General features: G+C 50.5%; 29 protein-coding genes. 9 read left to right on the plus strand and 20 right to left on the minus strand.

The window, feature by feature from the left end; translation table 11 throughout:
- Position 1: 1 nt before the first annotated feature.
- From HF675_RS13455 to HF675_RS13465, 3 genes are read right to left on the minus strand one after another with little or no spacing between them, the layout of a single operon-like run.
- Complete coding sequence (locus HF675_RS13455; protein WP_187043195.1) at positions 2-217, minus strand: hypothetical protein; 216 nt, start codon at positions 215-217, stop codon at positions 2-4.
- Positions 214-2,331 (minus strand): phage terminase large subunit family protein, encoded by a 2,118-nt coding sequence (locus tag HF675_RS13460; protein ID WP_187043196.1) that lies wholly within the window; start codon positions 2,329-2,331, stop codon positions 214-216. The genes HF675_RS13455 and HF675_RS13460 overlap by 4 nt, the downstream gene beginning before the upstream one ends.
- A complete protein-coding gene (locus HF675_RS13465) occupies positions 2,331-2,825 on the minus strand; it encodes a DUF1441 family protein (RefSeq protein WP_187043197.1) in 495 nt (164 codons plus the stop codon). Before HF675_RS13465 ends, HF675_RS13460 begins: the two co-directional genes overlap by 1 nt.
- 435 nt (positions 2,826-3,260) lie before the next feature.
- Between HF675_RS13465 and HF675_RS13470 the strand changes: the two genes are divergently transcribed.
- Entirely contained in the window at positions 3,261-3,644 is a 384-nt protein-coding gene (locus HF675_RS13470) for a hypothetical protein (RefSeq protein WP_187043198.1), read from the plus strand.
- A gap of 167 nt (positions 3,645-3,811) precedes the next feature.
- Here the strand turns inward: HF675_RS13470 and HF675_RS13475 are convergent, their stop codons facing one another.
- From HF675_RS13475 to HF675_RS13485, 3 genes are read right to left on the minus strand one after another with little or no spacing between them, the layout of a single operon-like run.
- Positions 3,812-4,195, minus strand: coding sequence for a hypothetical protein (locus HF675_RS13475; protein WP_187043199.1), 384 nt, complete (start codon positions 4,193-4,195; stop codon positions 3,812-3,814).
- Positions 4,192-4,671 carry a lysozyme gene (locus HF675_RS13480; protein WP_187043200.1) on the minus strand — a complete coding sequence of 160 codons (480 nt, stop codon included), beginning with the start codon at positions 4,669-4,671 and terminating at the stop codon, positions 4,192-4,194. The genes HF675_RS13475 and HF675_RS13480 overlap by 4 nt, the downstream gene beginning before the upstream one ends.
- 5 nt (positions 4,672-4,676) lie before the next feature.
- On the minus strand, positions 4,677-4,898 hold the full coding sequence (locus HF675_RS13485) for an HP1 family phage holin (protein ID WP_255427283.1): 222 nt from the start codon (positions 4,896-4,898) through the stop codon (positions 4,677-4,679).
- A 793-nt stretch (positions 4,899-5,691) separates the two neighbouring features.
- On the opposite strand from HF675_RS13485, the gene HF675_RS13490 reads away from it, so the two are divergent.
- The gene (locus HF675_RS13490; protein ID WP_061323219.1) at positions 5,692-5,910 is read left to right on the plus strand and encodes a hypothetical protein; all 219 of its coding nucleotides are present in this window, start codon (positions 5,692-5,694) and stop codon (positions 5,908-5,910) included.
- Between the two features lie 750 nt (positions 5,911-6,660).
- Complete coding sequence (locus HF675_RS13495; RefSeq protein WP_255427284.1) at positions 6,661-7,386, plus strand: hypothetical protein; 726 nt, start codon at positions 6,661-6,663, stop codon at positions 7,384-7,386.
- A 27-nt stretch (positions 7,387-7,413) separates the two neighbouring features.
- On the opposite strand, the gene HF675_RS13500 is transcribed toward HF675_RS13495, so the two are convergent.
- From HF675_RS13500 to HF675_RS13550, 11 genes are all read right to left on the minus strand, one after another.
- Complete coding sequence (locus HF675_RS13500) at positions 7,414-7,773, minus strand: antiterminator Q family protein (RefSeq protein ID WP_187044740.1); 360 nt, start codon at positions 7,771-7,773, stop codon at positions 7,414-7,416.
- Positions 7,773-8,060: a DUF1364 domain-containing protein gene (locus tag HF675_RS13505; protein WP_187043202.1), complete on the minus strand. Its 288-nt coding sequence runs from the start codon at positions 8,058-8,060 to the stop codon at positions 7,773-7,775. Before HF675_RS13505 ends, HF675_RS13500 begins: the two co-directional genes overlap by 1 nt.
- Positions 8,053-8,268, minus strand: coding sequence for a hypothetical protein (locus HF675_RS13510; protein ID WP_187043203.1), 216 nt, complete (start codon positions 8,266-8,268; stop codon positions 8,053-8,055). The genes HF675_RS13505 and HF675_RS13510 overlap by 8 nt, the downstream gene beginning before the upstream one ends.
- Complete coding sequence (locus tag HF675_RS13515) at positions 8,268-8,864, minus strand: DUF1367 family protein (protein WP_187043204.1); 597 nt, start codon at positions 8,862-8,864, stop codon at positions 8,268-8,270. The genes HF675_RS13510 and HF675_RS13515 overlap by 1 nt, the downstream gene beginning before the upstream one ends.
- 42 nt (positions 8,865-8,906) lie before the next feature.
- Positions 8,907-9,146, minus strand: coding sequence for a hypothetical protein (locus HF675_RS13520; RefSeq protein WP_187043205.1), 240 nt, complete (start codon positions 9,144-9,146; stop codon positions 8,907-8,909).
- A gap of 38 nt (positions 9,147-9,184) precedes the next feature.
- Positions 9,185-9,418 carry a DinI family protein gene (locus HF675_RS13525; protein ID WP_187043206.1) on the minus strand — a complete coding sequence of 78 codons (234 nt, stop codon included), beginning with the start codon at positions 9,416-9,418 and terminating at the stop codon, positions 9,185-9,187.
- A 171-nt stretch (positions 9,419-9,589) separates the two neighbouring features.
- Positions 9,590-10,225, minus strand: coding sequence for an HNH endonuclease (locus tag HF675_RS13530; RefSeq protein ID WP_187043207.1), 636 nt, complete (start codon positions 10,223-10,225; stop codon positions 9,590-9,592).
- Positions 10,222-10,452 (minus strand): hypothetical protein, encoded by a 231-nt coding sequence (locus HF675_RS13535; protein ID WP_187043208.1) that lies wholly within the window; start codon positions 10,450-10,452, stop codon positions 10,222-10,224. Before HF675_RS13535 ends, HF675_RS13530 begins: the two co-directional genes overlap by 4 nt.
- Before the next feature lie 100 nt (positions 10,453-10,552).
- Positions 10,553-10,948, minus strand: a complete 396-nt coding sequence (locus HF675_RS13540; RefSeq protein WP_187043209.1) for a hypothetical protein — start codon at positions 10,946-10,948, stop codon at positions 10,553-10,555.
- A gap of 4 nt (positions 10,949-10,952) precedes the next feature.
- Positions 10,953-11,405 carry a replication protein P gene (locus HF675_RS13545; protein WP_232251660.1) on the minus strand — a complete coding sequence of 151 codons (453 nt, stop codon included), beginning with the start codon at positions 11,403-11,405 and terminating at the stop codon, positions 10,953-10,955.
- The gene (locus HF675_RS13550; protein ID WP_370569843.1) at positions 11,395-12,330 is read right to left on the minus strand and encodes a hypothetical protein; all 936 of its coding nucleotides are present in this window, start codon (positions 12,328-12,330) and stop codon (positions 11,395-11,397) included. The genes HF675_RS13545 and HF675_RS13550 overlap by 11 nt, the downstream gene beginning before the upstream one ends.
- A 258-nt stretch (positions 12,331-12,588) precedes the next feature.
- On the opposite strand from HF675_RS13550, the gene HF675_RS13555 reads away from it, so the two are divergent.
- Positions 12,589-12,783, plus strand: a complete 195-nt coding sequence (locus HF675_RS13555; protein ID WP_187043212.1) for a hypothetical protein — start codon at positions 12,589-12,591, stop codon at positions 12,781-12,783.
- On the opposite strand, the gene HF675_RS13560 is transcribed toward HF675_RS13555, so the two are convergent.
- Genes HF675_RS13560 through HF675_RS13570 form a run of 3 tightly spaced genes read right to left on the minus strand, consistent with a single transcriptional unit; the run spans position 12,780 to position 13,852 of the window.
- Entirely contained in the window at positions 12,780-13,031 is a 252-nt protein-coding gene (locus tag HF675_RS13560; protein WP_187043213.1) for a cell envelope biogenesis protein OmpA, read from the minus strand. The genes HF675_RS13555 and HF675_RS13560 overlap by 4 nt on opposite strands.
- 18 nt (positions 13,032-13,049) lie before the next feature.
- Complete coding sequence (locus tag HF675_RS13565) at positions 13,050-13,619, minus strand: toxin YdaT family protein (RefSeq protein ID WP_187043214.1); 570 nt, start codon at positions 13,617-13,619, stop codon at positions 13,050-13,052.
- A 2-nt stretch (positions 13,620-13,621) separates the two neighbouring features.
- Positions 13,622-13,852 (minus strand): YdaS family helix-turn-helix protein, encoded by a 231-nt coding sequence (locus HF675_RS13570; protein ID WP_187043215.1) that lies wholly within the window; start codon positions 13,850-13,852, stop codon positions 13,622-13,624.
- A 103-nt stretch (positions 13,853-13,955) separates the two neighbouring features.
- Here HF675_RS13570 and HF675_RS13575 point away from each other — a divergent pair, with 103 nt between their 5' ends.
- From HF675_RS13575 to HF675_RS13595, 5 genes are all read left to right on the plus strand, one after another.
- Entirely contained in the window at positions 13,956-14,348 is a 393-nt protein-coding gene (locus HF675_RS13575; RefSeq protein WP_187043216.1) for a helix-turn-helix domain-containing protein, read from the plus strand.
- 138 nt (positions 14,349-14,486) lie between these two features.
- A complete protein-coding gene (locus HF675_RS13580) occupies positions 14,487-15,107 on the plus strand; it encodes a hypothetical protein (protein ID WP_187043217.1) in 621 nt (206 codons plus the stop codon).
- Entirely contained in the window at positions 15,107-15,487 is a 381-nt protein-coding gene (locus HF675_RS13585; protein ID WP_187043218.1) for a hypothetical protein, read from the plus strand. The genes HF675_RS13580 and HF675_RS13585 overlap by 1 nt, the downstream gene beginning before the upstream one ends.
- 457 nt (positions 15,488-15,944) lie before the next feature.
- Positions 15,945-16,139, plus strand: a complete 195-nt coding sequence (locus HF675_RS13590) for a hypothetical protein (RefSeq protein WP_187043219.1) — start codon at positions 15,945-15,947, stop codon at positions 16,137-16,139.
- Between the two features lie 78 nt (positions 16,140-16,217).
- Positions 16,218-16,520: a hypothetical protein gene (locus tag HF675_RS13595; protein ID WP_187043220.1), complete on the plus strand. Its 303-nt coding sequence runs from the start codon at positions 16,218-16,220 to the stop codon at positions 16,518-16,520.
- Positions 16,521-16,640 lie beyond the last annotated feature (120 nt).

The raw sequence follows: 16,640 nt of genomic DNA on the forward strand, positions 1-16,640 counted from the left end.
CCTACACGAAGTTAGCGAGCTTATACCCACCGCCACGACAGGACGCCTTGCGCAGCCGGCTTTCCCAATATTCCAGCTCTGCACGCATAGCCGCCGGATCGTGGTTTGTGATGGTGCGACCGTTGACGCCGGTAAAGGACACGGATTTACCGTCGAGCGAGTCCGTGTAGAACCCCCTGACACGCACCACCATGTCCCGGATTTCCTGTTTCGTCATAACCAGCCTCCTCCCCCCGTACCGCCACCGTTCATCCATCCGCTAGAGGTATGCTGAGGCGCAGCCTGTTTCGGTTCCGCCTTGGTTTTCTTCTTCGTCAACACGACCTCCCTTGATGAGTTCTCGTTGAAAATATTGGGGTTCGTATCTTGTGATTCAGCCCAGGCTGGCGGCTCATCCCACTTGATACGTTCGTAACGGCGTAACATCACGACGGCATGCACATAGCAAAACAGGTCAAAGGCTTCGTTATTGCCCTTCCCTGGCTTACGCCACTTGCCATCTGATCCACGCTCTTCGTAGGTCAGTTCGTCAAAAAACCATTCCCCCAACCAATTCGGGAAGTGAATATACCCGGCGCCTGGCGCTTCACGAATCAGCGCGTTACTGAGCTGGTCTTTCAGCGTGTCGGTCTGCAACAGGTAGACAGGAACGTCACCGCGCGCAGCTGCGCGGCGGTCGCTTCGGTCTGTGTTGTCCGGGTGGATTTTTGTAATGGTTTTCTGACGCCGGGTGCTGTCCCCTTTGATGAGATACACCCGCTTATGCACGCCATCGCGGCGGCACTGACGCCAGAATTTATACGCGTTGTCGGTCACGCCATCTTCGCCGCCGCTGTCTACGGCCATGGCGAGGATTGGCATACGCTTGTCATGATTGTTTTGCAGCCGGTACGTTTTATCGAGCACGTCAGTGATCAGCAAGTTCCAGTCCTCCGGGTATGCCCCCGGATGGATCGGCAGTGCTTCCCCCGTATCGGGATCACACCGCATCGACTGCTTGATGTTGTACCGGTCCACCAGCCACCGCTCGCCGTTTTCGCCATAGCCGACAATCTGGACCACAAAGCGGCGATTCTTGCCGCCCTGCACGTCCACCGCCGCGATCAGGAATCTGACCTTTGGCGGTACCAGGCGTTTACCGTAATCCTCCACGCGCGCCAGCAGTTCGTCACTGCGGCGCTGTTCAGAGGCAGAACGCGGCAAGTACGGGCGGCCCCAGTCGGTATTGATGACCGCCTTGAGCGTTTCCTCTGATCCCGTTGTTTCGTAATCCTGCTCAGCGGTCAGCAGCTTGTAGACGAGCTGTGACCAGGTCTGATATGCCGCCGCCGGCCCCTCCATCCAGAACGACGCAATACGGGAGCGGCGCGGCTCGCCTGTCCGGTTGCCTTCGGCGTCGATCGACTCCCCTTCACGCAACCACACACCAGTCTGGTTCAGGTTGCGTTTCATATCTGCCGTTATCGTGCCGCTGCAGTGAGGGCAACACATATGCGCAGACTCGCTGGCCTTGACCGGATCGGGGATTTCCCGGTATCCGGTCATCACTTCCATGATCGGCTGGAAATATTCGCCGCAGTGCGGACACTGCCAATACCATTTGCGACGATCGCCACGGTTGAACAATGAAAGGATGCCGGTGGTTGGCGGGGCCTCATGCTCTGAGCGGCGACGCCATTTTGAATCCAGAATATCGCGACCTGGTGAACTCTCTACCAGCGTCATGCCGGCACTCATAAACGTTGTGGTACGTTTTGACGCCAGCGTGAACCCGTCGCCCTCGCCGTCGATATCTTCCGGCATGCGATCATAATCTGTCAGCGCGGTGCATTTGTAGTCCGACGAGGACATGATATTGACCGATGGCCAGCCAAGCTTCAGATAGTTCCCCGCCAGAAAGGTCCGGTCATGAACGTTGTTATCATTGCGCCGGGGACTGAGACGCTCAGCCACGTCCGGACTCACGCGGAACGTGCGCGCCAGGCGCTTTTTGGAGTGTTCCCGCGCTTTCTCTTCCGAAATTTGTACGACCAACATATCGGAGGGATCGCACACGATGTTGTAAACAATCCAGCCATCAATCAGGCCGATCGTTTTACCCGTACGCGCGGGGCCAACAAACACCACCGCGTCGTATTCACGTGACGCCAGGCAGTTCATCGGCTCAATCACATACGGCGCCACGCTCGGGTCCCACTTAACAGAGTTGCCCGCGCCCATAGGCACCCGCATAAACTTTTCAACAGCTTCGGCAACCGGCATGCGGCGCGGAGCCTGAATAATACCGGCCATATTCCGCCGGGTTTCTGCGGCTGATGCCTGTGCGACCATTACTCCTCCTCGGGCATTTCCTCCTCAATCTCTGTATCAGCGTTCATAACCTTCAGCGCTATCTGATCGCGCAGGTCATCGATAATAGACTGCACACGAGAAACGGCAGACGGCGGCAGCGCGCAATCACGCTCCAAGATATCCGGTAATGTTTCCAGCACCTGAACCATCGCCTTTGCCATCGCAGAGAATTCGCGGGCGACCTCTTCGGCAGGGATCAGCTCATTGGTTTCCTGTTCAAACTTGAGCCGCTCGCGTTCCGACTGGAACCAGGCTTTCCGGTCAGGCGGTAGCATTTCGTCAACATCAGCCACCGGCGCAGACTTCACCAGCTCAGCCAGCACATCCGGCAACGTGTAAAGCTTCAGCTTGGCATTACTGCCGGGGGCAGGTTCGACGTTTTTCAGGCGTGCAGCGATGGTTTGTCGATGTGATCCCGTGATTGCCGCCAGCTGATTCAGGTTCAGCCTGACGTTCTCCAATTCTTTATCCATGATGATGAACACTTTTTATACGATTCGACATCTTGAAAAAATAATTTCAAGTGAAAACAATTACGTGAGCACATGATGATGATGTCAATAAAATGCAAAAAACTAGCCGTTTCCCGCGTGTCGCCGCCCCCTCGGTGCTCAAAATCACGAAAGGGACCCACAAACGATAATCGCTCTCATTTGCACAAAATCCATCACACCGTGGCAGCGCCACCCCATCGCCGTGGTCACACCCTCCCTCTGTCGCTCAATCGACAGCAGCGATGGGAAAGCCTGGCAGATTCGGTGACTTTGCTTTGCGCATTACGCAACGTCCGTGTGGGCGCTCTGGAATGGGCAATAAATCTAACTCAACCCCTTTGACTGTATTGCCGTTAATATTCTTCTGGCTATAATCCGTCACTTCGACTAACTCAAATTAACCAAGGAAGCGATATGGAAAAGAAGATACCTGCTGCTGTCAGATTTGGATCTGGCGCGCACAATAACAAAATAGGGGACATAAATATCGGACGCTTAGGCGGTGAAGGCGTTGTTTTTGAAGACGGTTCCCATAGCAACCAAGTTGGTAATTTTTCTGTAGGAATTCAGGCACTCCCTTCAGCATGTGAGGAGTTAAAGAAAGAACTCACGAAAGTCTCCATTGACGACGATATTAAAGTTGAAATAACTCAAAAGATTGAAGATCTCAATGCAGCGACAGATGAAAAATCACGGAAAGATAAGTACAAAGCATTAGTAGAATTGGTAAGTCATCACGCAAGCATTCTTAGTGGCTTATCCCCGATAATGTCGTTTATTGCGGGGATTATTTCGTGATGGCATCCGTATCAGTTGATTTTCCCACTTTTATACGCCATTTGTTCAGTACGGAAATTTGACTGGCGCATATTGATAAAGCCGTTTGCAACGCCAGCGCATGGCTACCGATATCCCCCCAGGTGCCGCCCTGTAGTTTTGGTTGCTCGCAGGTTTTGAACACAGACTCAGGGGGCAGCAGAACGAGCGGCGCCGCTGGCTCCGGTATCCGTTCCGCGCAGGAGGTCAATGACAGGCCCAGGAGCATCGCGGTTAGCGCAGTCGTCGTTTTTAATCGCTTCACGGTATTTCCTTTGATAATCTTGGCCTTGCTGGCGCACCTGCTGCTCTCTCTGTTGCTGCTTTTCCATCAGTGCACGATTACGGGCGTCATCCGCGCGCATTGTTGCGAGCAGTTCTGCCTGCTGCGCCAGCGTTTTTTTCTGCTGTTCCGCATGTTGCTGCACCTGCAGATAATTATTCCGGTAGTGACTGGCTATACGACCAGCGACAACCACGGACACCAGCAGCAAGCCTATAGCCATCGTTCGCCAGCTGAATGGGATGCTCATTGCTGCCCCCAAGTGCAAACAGCGTGCTCAATCTCGCGCCGGTTCATCAATCCACGCCACTGCTTGCCGCCGGCATAAATCCACTGGCGCAGACCATCGCAGGCGCCGGAGTAATCCCCGGTATTCAATTTTCGTAGCAGCGAGGAATTCTCAAATGCGTGGGCGCCGACGTTGTAACTGAAGCTGATGAGCGCCGCCCGCTGATATTCGCTGGCTGGCACCTTAACGGAACGCTCAACAGAGCGTGCGAACGGTACCAGATCTTTATCCAGCATTGCCTTGCATTCTGCCTCTGTGTACTTTTTGCCGAGAACGATGTCGGCTCCAGTATGGCCGTAGCAAACCGTCAAGACGCCGGCTACGTCGTAATATGGATCGTACCGCACACCTTCTAAATCTGGAATCAGCACCGCGGCAATAGCCAGTGCGCCGCCACCAGCTGCAGCAGCTAATTTCTTCCTGAGTTGTGGTGTCATGGCTGTTACTCGCTCATTGCTCTGTAGGCAGCTTTCGCCCGCTCTTTGTCATAACCGACCGCAGTCAGCTTGTTGACCAGCTTGTGCTTGTAGTACCAGTTGATCGCGAAGGTTCCGACCGCAACGGCCATACCCACCAACACCGCCCAGTCTTTCAGCGTCAAGGCGCCGGCAGCCGTCAAAAGAGATGCAACCCAGTACGAAACCTGGGAGCTGTACTTGTCCATTCTCATACCTCCCCCTGCCGGGGCTTTCCCGGCTTGCGGGTGATAGAAACGAAAAAGGCCGCGCGTTGGCGCAGCCCTGAAATAGAACAGCCCCGGCAGATGCCAGGGCTAAGAAAATGGGTTGTGGTGCCGGTGCTGATCTTCGGCTTGTCTCAAAGGACTGCAATTCACCACAACGGGAAAGGCACTTTCAAACCGACTCTTTCAATGCATTTACCGTTATGTTGAAGCAGAAGTACATAGTTATATCGAGAGACACACTCATTCAATCCTGGGGGGATCTGATAACTAATATCAAAATGAATGTGCCTTTCTGATAAAACCCAAGTCACCGAAACGCTCGCACCAACGCACTCTTATCATCCGAAAAAAGAAACTCATCTTATTGAAAAACTTGTATATTTCACTAAAACAGAATATTCTTTCTTTTTAGTGTGGCTGACTTGTTCATCCTAACCCATTCCTATAGTGTCGTCAATTGACGACACTAACAGCCTCGAACGTCAAACAGAACGGATTCTCATGCAATCATTTACCCCGCTTAATGCGGGGATTTTTTTGCATATTGTGCAATCAAACGCTGCGATTTTTCTTAAACCCATACCTTCTCCCACAGGTTACCTTGCCCTTCACTCGGAATAATCCTAAGTTAAAAGTGTCTTCAGTGAAGACGATCCCGTTGCTAGTAATGTACAAAACACCACTTTGTGGCAGGAGTGCTGATTAATCACAGAGAAAAACATTAGCCAGATAATTAATTACCCACTAATTATAAGACGCTTTGGGAGAGATAATGAATCTGGATGACCTTACTGATGAACAGAGACAGCAGCTTGATAGCATTAAGAGTATTGTTGGCCATTGTGTTGTTATGTTGCTTGCTCAAAGAAAGACTATTAACACAGCAAACCTATTATCACAGATAGCTGGAGAAATGGAAAAAATTCCAGAACGTTCAGAATTTAACAAGTATAGAGCTACGTTAGAGTTTGTAGGAACCGTTTCGCAATAACACCGGGGAGCCCATCATGAAAAATGAACTGGTCATAAGTGTCGCAATAGGTGCAGCTCTGTTGTTTGCTCTTCTTGTTGGATCACCACTCTCAATCATTACCACACTGCCGTAACGGACTGTATGGATGACCGATGCTGCAACATCAGAACGCGCAACTTGTTAGTTGCTCTGTCTAGCATTCGTGTCATCCACCTTTTCCTCCCCCCATACATTCTGTTGCGCACACATTAATTTGCATGGTTGACACATATTCGTCTAACTTCCAGCCGCCAAATGTTGCAATAATGTTTTCTATGTGTAACATTTTGTTTGATGTGGCAGAATAGCTACACACAGCATAGCAACACCGCGGATTAGGCCGGGAATTCTCGGCCCTTTTCCTTCAAGATAAGCCACACCCTATGCAAGGTTATAAACATTGCTAAGCTACGTGACTACGTAACCACTCTTATCACGTTACAACACTTTTTGCGTACGCGTTAGGGTTTTTGTATATTAATTGCTACTAATATATTGTTCAGAATGACACACAGCTTAAAAGTCATTCCGTTTCTCATGGAAGCGAATACCCTATGTCTGAAGTTATTGAACTCTCCTTCAGGGAGAATTTTTATTATTCGACTGAACGTCCAGTCAGCGTAAAAGAGATCATAAAGTCCTTACAGGGTTGGGAAGCCATCGTAAAGCAGTCCAAGGACGTCCTGGCTAAGCTGACTGAGTGCGACATTGATGGTATTGAGGTTGAAGTTGAGCTACTTCGCACTGGCAGCCCTATACGAAGATCTCGTCATTAAGTTATTATTCGGCTCACAAGAAAAATTGGATGAGTTTGTGGCGAAATGCCACGCAAAATTGGGGGATGGAGTGTTGAGAAACACGCTGATTTTTGCGGTTATATCTGGCATGGTTGGGTATGGTCTATACCTTGCAAGCGCCGCCATGAGCCCAGACACCAAACCTCATTTTGAAGCTAACAACAACGTCATCATCAATATCGGTGCCGGTGAAGCCAACCTGACTCCTGAAGGTTTAAAATCGGTAATTGAAACTTCAGTCAAAAACAAAAAGGCCCTTGCTGAAGGTGCAGTAAAAGTTCTCACTCCAGCAAGAGACGATGACTCTGCGTCTCTACAGATAGGGAGTGGAAAACAAATTGTTGTTATTCCTCAAGAAACTATCAGGCAAGCCCCTACATCTGTGATCATGGAACCAGACTCAACAACCCAAGATTATCCTGATGCCGATATACAAATTCGCGCATTGGATCTAGATAATCCATCTAAAGGGTGGGCGGCTGTAGTGCCGGGTATCATCGACCGTCGAGTAAATCTTGTTTTGGATCCGTCTCTATCTCCCAACACACTATCCGGTAAAATGAGATTTAGGGGAGATATAACCGTTACCTCAAAACTAGATAAGAGAGATAACAAATACCACCCAGTTGAAATAATGTTAAGGCGAATTATTGAATAATTAATATTAAGGCCCTAACGGGCCTTTCTAATTAATTTGTAATTTGACATCCAGCATAGCCAAGCAGCCGCCAACAAACCCCTCGGCCGTCTGCATCTCCTTCCGCACCGTGCCATCAGAGCACTTACGCCGCTTGGCTATCTTGCGCAACGAAACGCCATAAATATGGTGCGCGATCACCAAATCGTACTCGTCGGGCTTATACTTTTTCAGCCTGGCCACGCAGCCATCGATTAGCAGCCCGTCATCATCGTTACAGGACTCTTTCCCCGAGCTTGCCGGCGGCAGCAGCCCTTTGAAACCGGCGGCGATCGGTGAGTAGTCGATACCACTGCTTTCACGTGCCCATACGCCCCAACGAGACAACACCTCATACATATCGAGCATCATAATTTCCCCTCACCTCTCAAGATTGCTTGCGTGCGAAATACTCCCTCGGCATGCATTAGCCGCAGGTCATCGCGCGTGTATTCTGTTTTCGTTCTGCCGTCGATCGCATCGTGGCAGGAGCTGCAGCTCCAGGCGCCCTGTGCATCGTCTGGCTTGATGGCCGTGCCGCTGGTACCGGCCATGCGGTAGTGCGCCAGCACAGTCGTTTCTGGGTTGAAGTTACAAATGCCCGGGATGCGGATCTGACAATCCCGGCCGCGGGCCTCTTTGCGTAAATTAGCCATGGTCACCCCACATCCGGTTGCGCCAGCGCCGGGCTGGACATGGTGGTTTTTTGCTTTCTGGCAGGTATGCACTGACCGTCCAACTGATTAAATCTTGGTTTAAGCTGCGCTCAACATTCACGCCGCGCTGGCGATACCGAGCGACCAGTTCGTCAGCTTGAGTGGTCGAGCATTCGAGATGATGGAACCAGGTTTTTTTCATAGACATCACCCCGCGAAGCTCATCAGCTGCGCGGCGGCGTTTTCGGCTTCCGCGTGGGAGCTAAACGGCTTGTGCAGGATCCAGCGCCACAAAACATCGAGCGCGGCGCTGTAGAGTTGGTGGAATTCTGTTTCGTCCATTTTTGCGAACGAAATGCTGCGCGGATGTTTGCGCAGCGTGCCATCTGGCAGCTGGATAGCATCGAAGTGGCCGGCTTCGACCGTCACCCACGCCCGGTATGCATCAAACGATTTGCACGCACTGATACTTCCTGCGCGGCGGTCAGCAATTCGCTCGAGATATTGATCTGCAGCATCGAGCAACGCTGATTCATTGCCGCCGAAAGTTGCGAGAAATTTTGCATAGCCAGCCACCAGCTTGCGCTCGTTCGTCGAGATCGCGCCGCCGGCAGGTTCCCAGTATTCAAACCCCAGGTTGAGGAGTGCGAAAAAACGCCGGTGAAATGCCGGGTTGCGCACCTTTTTGAACTCGGCCACCAGCACGGTACCGAGCTTACATTGTGATTGCAGAAAATCGCTGGTCTCCGGCGTGGCCGGGATCAGTATTCCTGAGCTTTGCTTGATGAGTTGTAACTGCGCCATAGTTTCTCCTGTGGCGCAGCAGGTACGGGGTGTTCAGGCCCGTTAAGTTAGTGTATCAGAACTGGTAACCCGATATCCGGCACGTTCTAAAATTTGTGTTATTAGGCTTGGTGTTCCAACGATCTCATCTTCACGCAATGGCATGAACGACACCTGATCGCCCTTTCTGTACATCAGCGCCCGCTCGCAATCGGGAAAGCTGGAAAATTTTGCCACTACGACAGAGTCGCTGCAGCGAATGAGTTCATAACCGCTCTTCGGCGTTTGTTGTAATCCGGTCATCTCTGCCTCCTGTGCTGTGTAATCCGGTCAGAGATACCTCAATAAAACCAGTCGTCCGCGCTTTCCCACGTTTCCTGCAGAATAGTTTCCACTTGTTTTTTGGCGTCCTTGTCGCCGCCCAGGACTGACAAACTATCGTGGCTACCAAGACGCACAAACACCCGGCAATCAGAGAACTGTTTCAATAATCGCCCGCTAAGTTCCTGCTCTAACGCAGCGGCGGCACCATTAGGTAATTCTTTGTTTTTATTGATAACAATATCAACCCCCATCGCCAAACCCTCCGACCACTGTTTATTTATACAGTGTTATTATGGTGGGGAAATCTTGCTTTTGCAAGCAAAGAAAAAGCCCCTTTCGGGGCTTTCGTGTGCTACAGGTTAAAGATCGTTCCAATTGCTGATTTAGTCGTCATAACCGTCCCAGCAGTCATAGTTGCTGCTTTACCGATAGCGAATTGCTGGTTTTTTGCTGGTCATTTGCTTTACAGCATGGTGCAACATGACGTTCGCATACATCGCCGGTGCCAGTGCCTTTGGTGCGTCGTCATACCCGGCCCGAACAAATGCGGTTTTAACGTACTGAGGCGCTAATTTTAGATTGCCGATCTCGTTGTTCTCGAAATCGTTATCAAGATGAATGACAGTCATTCCCTCCGGTATTGGGCCGTTGACGCACTTCCAAACATACTGATCCAGCGGTACAAGCTTGCCACCAACTTTTATCTTCCTGGACTTCCTGCGTTCTTGCTTTGCCTGTTTGCTCCAACCGTTCGTTCTAAGCACTCCATATATTGCATCACTGCTTTTATCTTTTCTGAAAGTTCGGTTGAAATATGTAGTTAATTCCACAATCGGCTGAGCTCGGTTGATGTATAGGAATGATAATTCCGCCTCAGTATACTGACGCTCAAGGCACATAGTTTTAGCCAAACCAAGCGCCTTAATTTTCATACGAACCTGTTTTACCGTATGTGTTGTACCGAACTCATGGTGAAATGCTTCGGTTATTTCTTTATATGAATGGCCACTGCAATTCTGTTTCAGCCACAATAGCTGCATATCTGTGAATGTTTTCATTTTTCGATCCCCATTACTTTAGGAACATTACCGGCATAGCCTTCATAAACAGCCTTCTGTGCATCTAAGGCGACACGGTAGATATCAACCATCTTGGCTGACAGATCCACAACAGCTTTGTCCCGAGCTAATTCTTCCTGCAACACCTCACCTTTAACGTTCGGATCAGTAACGGTTTCCAGCATGGCAAATTGGTGATTCATCAGGTCTTGAATTGTGTTTTTCATATCCTTTCCTCAGAAGTGTGGCCGCAGAACTCGGAAAGCTTCAGCAAATCTGTCACGCAACTCACCGACATCAGCTGTGCGGCTATTTCGTCATAAGTCATCATGCCAAACCCATCCCGTGAACGGCCGCCAGCGCCTGATCGAACATTTTGTGAAATTGACAAAATCGCAGCTCTGTCGGGTGGAAATGCCACAGGGTAGTGTCTGGTTTTTTACTCGTTTTCGAGCGGTAGTTAATATCGCTCAGCTCGAGAAAACGCTCGCTGGCGTGGATCAATTGAAAGCGCGCTTTGTTCCCCTGCCCGGTCTTTATCATCTCGACACTCGGTGAACGCACCATTGCATGCAGACGGCACAGGATGGTGCCGCGGCTCATCGTGTGCCACGGGTAAGCCTCGTCGAGCATCCGGTAAATTTCTGCAGTGCTCAGGTTTTTACCTTTGATCAGCTCAGCGAGCTGTTTCGTTGTTACCCTGCTTTCAGATTTGTTGGTCATTGGTTTATGCTCCGGTTTTCCTACGTTCGTACTGCTCAAGAAGTAACTGCGCTGGGGTTGGGCCGCTGGCTTTTGGTGCTTCCAGCTGGCGGCGAATGGGTGGTATCGGCATCCCGCTTTCAGCCCTTTTTTCCCAGCGCATGAGCTCTTTTTCCGCCTGCGCGCGCAACTCACGTTCTGTGAGGCGTCGTTCAATCCCTACGCGCTTCAGCGCTATGCAAATGTGGTAAAGCACGGGGTGACGCCAGTCGAATGCCTCTGCGCAGCTGTAGCGGTAAAACTCATTGCGCCAGCGTTTGTTCTCGTTAAGGACATCGTCGACCGTCAGACCAAACTCCCCGCCGCTGCATTCGGCCGTCACCGCAACGAATTCAGCAAGATCTGGCGGCCAGTGACTGCCGGCTTTGCATTTGTCGGCAAATGCCGCACAAACGCGGGTGAGTTGCTCATTCGTCATCGAATTGACCTGAGCTATCCAAAGGTCTGACGGTCGATTGCCATTCTTGGCAATCCATCGCTGGCCGTAGATTTTGGTCATCAGCTCCCATAGAGCCCATTCCCGCGGCGGGCTCCCCGTATTGCCGTTCCCATTCGGTGAACTGCTCGTAGTACGAGCGCAGATCACCCGGGTTGTATCTGAATTCCGCATGATTTCCTCCTGTAGTTATTTCCCATGAGTTTTCAAATTCCCTGCGCGGCCCCAAGAACGTCTGGGCCTGCAGAACAAACTCGGTGCCAATTTTTTGACTGGCCGTGCAGTAATCTCGGTATCGCTCAACACCGGCGAGCATCACGGCCGGCTCTACGCCATCACGCTTGCGGGCATTCCAGCAGGCAAATGCTTTGTTTTTGGGATTGCTTCCCTGCCGGCGGGGATAGGCTTGCCACAAGGTTTCAAATTCAGCCGGGTATTCCTGACCCTTGGCTTTCTTGGTCGGAGTTATACCTGGTGAATCACCATGAGCATCTGCCGGCACTTGGCGAGCATCGCCGCCATGTGCCAATAGGCTTTTATCTTTTAAGATCTGTTTACTGTTTACTGCTTTCTGGATACCTCTTGGCAAAGCCTTAGCCTTATCCTTAGGCAAAGGATTAGCCAAAGAGAAAGCCTTATCGAAAGCCAACCCCATAGCCTTAGAAACCCCGTGAGACGTGGCTCTTAGCGATTCCAATGCCTCATATTTAAGGTCACATTCGGGCAGTAATTCGAACGCGCGCACCCATGATTTAATAACGTTCACGGATGCTGGAGGGTTATGTTTCGCAGCATTCGGAAGCCAAAAGACTCTGGCTTGCATGTCGGCTTTTACCATCCCTAGAGATAAGGCTTCGCCCAAGGCTAAGTCGAAGGCTTCGACCTCCCACCCCAACTCCTCGGCCAAAGCTGCGCGTCCCGCCTTGAACAAGCCAGGTATAATCCCTGTGAAGGGGCCTGTGAGCAGGTAAATAAACAAGCTCTGGCCGCTAGGTGGCAACGGGGATAATGCCCTGAAACTCGGGTCGTCCCACATCGTGATTTTTACCTTGCGGTAAGGCTCGTTGTTAGCCTTACTCTTAGGCAAAGGTTTTGGCATAGCTGTAGCCTTCGAGTTAATATTGCTCATTCAACTTCGGCCTGTTCTAGTACAAGGGAAAATGTCATGTCTAAATTCTTACGTGTCCTTCCTCAGCGAGATGAAATCGGTGTAACGCTCACCAACGGCGATTTCGTTGAGATATCTCAAACCAATTCGGCAACCGGAGAACCGGATACAATTCGAATCCATGTTGAAGATATCCCTGTGCTCATGGATGCATTGTCATCAGCCATCGGTTACGCAAAAGAACCGTTTTAACCACGCCCCCACGTTTTCACGCGATTTCCTACAGCCGGTTTGACGGCCGGCTTGCCCTTCACCCGCTTGAGCGGCTTTGCGTACGTCTTTGCCATCGCTATGCTGCTGGCAATCGTGGCGTGTGGGTGGCTCAGGTAATGGTCAGCGCCGCGCACAGCTGCCGAACGCGCCACATCGTAGGAGTAACCCTCACGCACTAACTGCGTGCGGATCTGTAATTCGATTTGCTCTCTGGAAAAATTAGCCATTGGTTTATGCTCCGGTTGTTACATGCAGCTGCTGAATATTGCCGCTGCACTGGTCATCACTGCCGCCCAGCGTTCCGGCGGGGCCAGCTTTACCAGCGATTCGATACCCTCACGGATTTCCTTCTCCAACTCGCGCAACGGCGCGCCGAGTAAAGCCGCCTGCTTTGCCTCTGCACACTCCTTCATGGCGTCGGCCACCAGCTCGAGCTTGGTCTTCCCCTGCTTTAAGCCGTGCTTTCTCGCAATTTCGATCGGCATCACGTCAGCAATCACCGGCGCCAGCTGCATGACGTACCCCATGTATTTCTGGGAGCAATGCGGGTTATCCAGCCAACGGAAGATGTTCTGCTTGTTGTTCCGTTCCGAAACGCCCAGCTGCAACCCTTTACCACCACGGCGAAGCCACTCATCAGTGATCAGCTTCGCGATGGTTTCCTGCGCCTTGCCAGGGATCGTGGCTTGCCACTCTTCCACGGCCTGCCGTACGGCATATGGCTTCACGGTGCCGCGGCGGTGAAAACCAGATTGATTCTCTGAAATCACCCCTTGGCCGCCCGTCCTGATAACATCCTGAAAAGTGAATGACATGGTTATTCCTCGGCTTTCTGTGGCAGTCCATCTGTTGGATTTGGATAAAGATCTGGTCGTAATTCGTGAGGGGTGACGCCAGTAACATGAAAAATAGGGAATACCCGATCGGCAGGGACTATTCCGCTATAACGGTTTTTCCAGTGACTGATCGTCATGGAAGAAATGCCAAGCTGGTTAGCCAGCTTGGTAGCACTTCCAGCTACACAGATGGCTTTTTCTAACGCGCTCATAGTTATCTCCATAGTTTTGACACCACAGATTAAACATTTTGTTTATTTGAATGTCAACATCATGAGCTTATGAAGGCGTAAACTTTTGGTTTAAAATTGGGTAATGAAAGGAAAAAATCACCAAAGCGAGCACCCTCAAGTGAGGCGCCTGAACGAACTGATGACTATGAAGGGTATCTCTAAAGCAGAGATGGCCAGGATCGCTGGCGTCAGTCCACAGTCGGTAAACAACTGGTTTCTGCGTGGAACTATTGGAAAAACCTCGGCTCTCAAGCTCTCAGAAAGTCTAAAGGTATCTGTTGCGTGGCTCCTGGGTGAAGATGTTGATGAAAGCACTGGACTCACCCCCAAGGAAACACAGGTGCTGGCTTTGTTCCGCCAACTCCCGGAAGCAGAACAGGAGCGCATGATTGACGTCTTCCAGAAACGGCTGAAAGACATCGATGATTACGTGGAGAAGTATCTGCGCGGGCGGTATAAGCCTGTCGACGAGTGATTGCGTTAGAAGCTCTAAGTCTCATTAGTTTGTTAGCAAGTTCGGATATTTTTTTACCCTCAGTGTTGTATGATTGTAGGTAGTCAGGCAGAATTTGCGCCCGCTATGTTTTCCCCATACACTCATGGGATGAGAGATATGATAGGTTTTGAAGCTGCGGCTTTTATCAACCCCGATCTGGACAAAGTCCAGAACACATTTTCCGAGGTTTCTCATTCAGTTGAGAGGCCTTTGGATGATTTTGATCGTAGCCATAGTAAGTCGATCTCAAAAAAACAGGTTTTGCTTGCTGTCAAAAAAACTGATGCGATTATAGATGAGGTCCATGCTCGAGTAGCTGATGGTATCGAAATGGCCAAAGCACTTAGGTATGGCAATGAAGAAGACTTGCAGCGAATGGAGCTAAGAGAAGACTCCGAAGCAATGATGTCTTCCCTTGTTTCACAGCTGACTATTGGGAACAACCGGCTGGCATACACCTTTTTTAAGGCAGAATCAAACCCTGCCTGGCTCCCTCATATACGTCACCTACGCTATATGAAAACGCGCGCAATGAAGGCCTTTGGTGAGTACAAAAAAATCAGTGAAGAACTCCATGCCCTTGTTGCTTTACATCTAACCCCTCCAGATGAAGCTTTCAATCTGGATATGGTTGAGTTAAAAAAATCAATCAACTCTGAGACTATCGAACACCCGGACTGGGTGAAAAATGGAGATGATTTCGTTGATTGGATTCAGTCTTTGAAAAGGGATGCTTGATGCCAATAAGTGTCACATATTCAAAATCTTTCATTTCATTAATGCAGAACCTTTCAAAAGAAGAAGTTAAGCTGATTGGCGACTTTATAACCATGCTGAAAACGTCTGGTTTTTCAGCTTTACCCGGAAGAAACAAACCTTCTACTGGTGTTAGTAAAAAGCACCGTGGAAGAGTCAAACTCATTCAGTATGCTATAGCTAACCATCTGTGGCATTACCACATTGGTCATGTGCAATATGATCAGAGCAAACCTTTTGGCGATTGGACATCAAGTCATGTGGTTCACTATCAAAATGAAATGCAAGCAAATAGCATTAGATTTGTCCATTATGATAGCCATCCTCCGATGAAAATGCCTGATCAAAAAACTCTAGTTTGAACTAAACCGGCCGCTGAGCCGGTTTTTTTACGCCACTTCCCAACCGGCCGCGCGCCGGTTTTTTTGCGCCTGTAATTCCACAAACACACCGATTAAACATTAAGTTTAATTTTATAAACTCAAAATGTTGACACCGATATAAACAAAGTGTTTAATAACTCCATCGCAGCAACGCGCAGCAGGTACAACGTTCTGACGGCTGGAAAGACAGCGAGCATAACCAATGACCAATCGCAGGGAGAATTACAGATGGCTATGAGTGATAAATGCAGGTATGGCCGTTCTAACGCCGGCGTTATCCACATCAAGATCGGGCCACGAGCGGTTGCGTGTAACTCACGCAATAACGGCGTATGGACGTCAACCATTTCAGAAAAAACGGCAGCTGCCGCGGCAGAACGCACATTCTGCAAGAAGTGTTTTCCGAACGGTAAACCGGGCACGGGGGAGTAATCCAATGAAAAGCCTGATCCCAAACAGCGGAAAGATCGTAAACCTCCGCAATGAGCGCACCGGCGCAGTATGGTCGGCCTCATTCGATTACGTCCGCGGACGTTATTGCTTTGAGCCGGTCGGCGCTCTACGGGCGATAAAGCGCCCTTTCGAATCGCTGAGCATTCCGCCTGAGTTCAAGGCCGCCGGCACCCACTAAGCAGCACCAAAACATAAACCAAACCAATGGCCGTGAATGCGGCCATGGCATCCCATTGCCTAAAAACGGAGCAAACCAATGATCAAGTCAGTAGAAGTGAAATTAAGCCTGTTGCACTCCACCGTCGTTGCAATCTCAGCCGGCGACCAGGTGATCGGCTATATCGCGAAAATCGAAAACGCAGAGAAACCGCATGCCCTCGTATCGCCGTCCGGCCATGACGCTGGGGAATTCGACTGCCCTCAGTGCGCTATCGACGCGGCCGTTCGTGCCCATTTCGACATTCCTGGCGATACGCCGACCGGGTTCGAGATAAAGGGCCGCACTTCGCCGAAAAAACTGCTGCTGCTGGCTCTTCTGATGATGCTTGCGGAGGAATAAAAGCAAAAAGGCCCGCACAAGGCGGGCCTATCTGCCGGCTTTACGTCCCGGCGACGGGTTACCAAGGAACCACCCCTGGCAACCGGAGCATAACCAATGACCAACCGAAGCAGGCCACTG

The sequence above is a fragment of the Serratia sp. JUb9 genome, assembly GCF_014298095.1.
GTDB classification, from domain to species: Bacteria; Pseudomonadota; Gammaproteobacteria; order Enterobacterales; family Enterobacteriaceae; genus Serratia_B; species Serratia_B rhizosphaerae.

Coding starts and splice junctions, on each gene's coding strand:
- HF675_RS13545 (WP_232251660.1), bottom strand. CDS start 11,405: ATGACGAATGAGCAACTCACCCGCGTTTGTGCGGCATTTGCCGACAAA.
- HF675_RS13540 (WP_187043209.1), bottom strand. CDS start 10,948: ATGACCAACAAATCTGAAAGCAGGGTAACAACGAAACAGCTCGCTGAG.
- HF675_RS13560 (WP_187043213.1), bottom strand. CDS start 13,031: ATGGCTAATTTTTCCAGAGAGCAAATCGAATTACAGATCCGCACGCAG.
- HF675_RS13460 (WP_187043196.1), bottom strand. CDS start 2,331: ATGGTCGCACAGGCATCAGCCGCAGAAACCCGGCGGAATATGGCCGGT.
- HF675_RS13500 (WP_187044740.1), bottom strand. CDS start 7,773: ATGCTCGATATGTATGAGGTGTTGTCTCGTTGGGGCGTATGGGCACGT.
- HF675_RS13575 (WP_187043216.1), top strand. CDS start 13,956: ATGAAAGGAAAAAATCACCAAAGCGAGCACCCTCAAGTGAGGCGCCTG.
- HF675_RS13570 (WP_187043215.1), bottom strand. CDS start 13,852: ATGAGCGCGTTAGAAAAAGCCATCTGTGTAGCTGGAAGTGCTACCAAG.
- HF675_RS13465 (WP_187043197.1), bottom strand. CDS start 2,825: ATGGATAAAGAATTGGAGAACGTCAGGCTGAACCTGAATCAGCTGGCG.
- HF675_RS13475 (WP_187043199.1), bottom strand. CDS start 4,195: ATGAGCATCCCATTCAGCTGGCGAACGATGGCTATAGGCTTGCTGCTG.
- HF675_RS13515 (WP_187043204.1), bottom strand. CDS start 8,864: ATGGCGCAGTTACAACTCATCAAGCAAAGCTCAGGAATACTGATCCCG.
- HF675_RS13595 (WP_187043220.1), top strand. CDS start 16,218: ATGATCAAGTCAGTAGAAGTGAAATTAAGCCTGTTGCACTCCACCGTC.
- HF675_RS13490 (WP_061323219.1), top strand. CDS start 5,692: ATGAATCTGGATGACCTTACTGATGAACAGAGACAGCAGCTTGATAGC.
- HF675_RS13530 (WP_187043207.1), bottom strand. CDS start 10,225: ATGAAAACATTCACAGATATGCAGCTATTGTGGCTGAAACAGAATTGC.
- HF675_RS13535 (WP_187043208.1), bottom strand. CDS start 10,452: ATGAAAAACACAATTCAAGACCTGATGAATCACCAATTTGCCATGCTG.
- HF675_RS13565 (WP_187043214.1), bottom strand. CDS start 13,619: ATGTCATTCACTTTTCAGGATGTTATCAGGACGGGCGGCCAAGGGGTG.
- HF675_RS13585 (WP_187043218.1), top strand. CDS start 15,107: ATGCCAATAAGTGTCACATATTCAAAATCTTTCATTTCATTAATGCAG.
- HF675_RS13525 (WP_187043206.1), bottom strand. CDS start 9,418: ATGGGGGTTGATATTGTTATCAATAAAAACAAAGAATTACCTAATGGT.
- HF675_RS13470 (WP_187043198.1), top strand. CDS start 3,261: ATGGAAAAGAAGATACCTGCTGCTGTCAGATTTGGATCTGGCGCGCAC.
- HF675_RS13505 (WP_187043202.1), bottom strand. CDS start 8,060: ATGGCTAATTTACGCAAAGAGGCCCGCGGCCGGGATTGTCAGATCCGC.
- HF675_RS13455 (WP_187043195.1), bottom strand. CDS start 217: ATGACGAAACAGGAAATCCGGGACATGGTGGTGCGTGTCAGGGGGTTC.
- HF675_RS13510 (WP_187043203.1), bottom strand. CDS start 8,268: ATGTCTATGAAAAAAACCTGGTTCCATCATCTCGAATGCTCGACCACT.
- HF675_RS13580 (WP_187043217.1), top strand. CDS start 14,487: ATGATAGGTTTTGAAGCTGCGGCTTTTATCAACCCCGATCTGGACAAA.
- HF675_RS13520 (WP_187043205.1), bottom strand. CDS start 9,146: ATGACCGGATTACAACAAACGCCGAAGAGCGGTTATGAACTCATTCGC.
- HF675_RS13485 (WP_255427283.1), bottom strand. CDS start 4,898: ATGGACAAGTACAGCTCCCAGGTTTCGTACTGGGTTGCATCTCTTTTG.
- HF675_RS13590 (WP_187043219.1), top strand. CDS start 15,945: ATGAAAAGCCTGATCCCAAACAGCGGAAAGATCGTAAACCTCCGCAAT.
- HF675_RS13480 (WP_187043200.1), bottom strand. CDS start 4,671: ATGACACCACAACTCAGGAAGAAATTAGCTGCTGCAGCTGGTGGCGGC.
- HF675_RS13555 (WP_187043212.1), top strand. CDS start 12,589: ATGTCTAAATTCTTACGTGTCCTTCCTCAGCGAGATGAAATCGGTGTA.